1 protein-coding gene is annotated in these 667 nt (G+C 56.2%); it reads right to left on the reverse strand.

The features are described from left to right. Positions 1–667 (reverse strand): SpvB/TcaC N-terminal domain-containing protein (locus ACMHKJ_RS19330; RefSeq protein WP_413496474.1); only part of this gene is annotated, 667 nt, incomplete at both ends.

The following is a 667-nucleotide window of genomic DNA, read 5'->3' on the forward strand; positions in this document are numbered from 1 at the left end:
CTGCCACGGCTGCTGCGGATTGAGCTTGCCCATCTCCGGCTGTGACCACTGCGGGGAGGCCGGAATATCAAATTGTTGCCAGCCGAAGGTCAGCGGCGGCAGGGATTGTACTTTGCCGTCATCCTCAAAGGCCATTTGCTGTGCGGTGGTCAGTGTGGTGATAAACGCGGTTTCCTGATATTCAAGCAGCAGGCGGGAGACCAGTGCCGGTTCATCTTCACCGTTTGCTTTTTCAGCCAGCGTTTCCAGGCGGTGGAACATCAGCACCTGGCGGCACAACCGGCGGGTACGCAGATCAAACCCGTAAGCATAACCGGAGAACGGATCCTGACGGCACAACCAGCCGGAGCCGGCGTTAAACAGCGGTTTTTCATCCGGTTTTACAGTGCGTTCGCCATAATCTAACACCAGCACAAACAGCCAGCCGGCTTTTGTGGCATCAGTGTCGTTCAGGCAGACAAATGTGCGCCCGGCCGTGATATTGCCGTAATGAACTTCGCTGAGATAGCGCTGGCAGTGGCTGCCAGGATGTGCTGCTTTTTCCCCGGTATCACAGTTCGTATCATCTTCCGCACGGTAACGGTAATAAATCTGTTCACCGGTGGCGGAGACAGAGGCATTGAGTAACCAGCGGGCAGTGTTGCCGCCGTTTGTGATACGGGCGGAA

Source organism: Morganella psychrotolerans, assembly GCF_965118875.1.
In the GTDB taxonomy this organism is placed as follows: Bacteria; Pseudomonadota; Gammaproteobacteria; order Enterobacterales; family Enterobacteriaceae; genus Morganella; species Morganella psychrotolerans_C.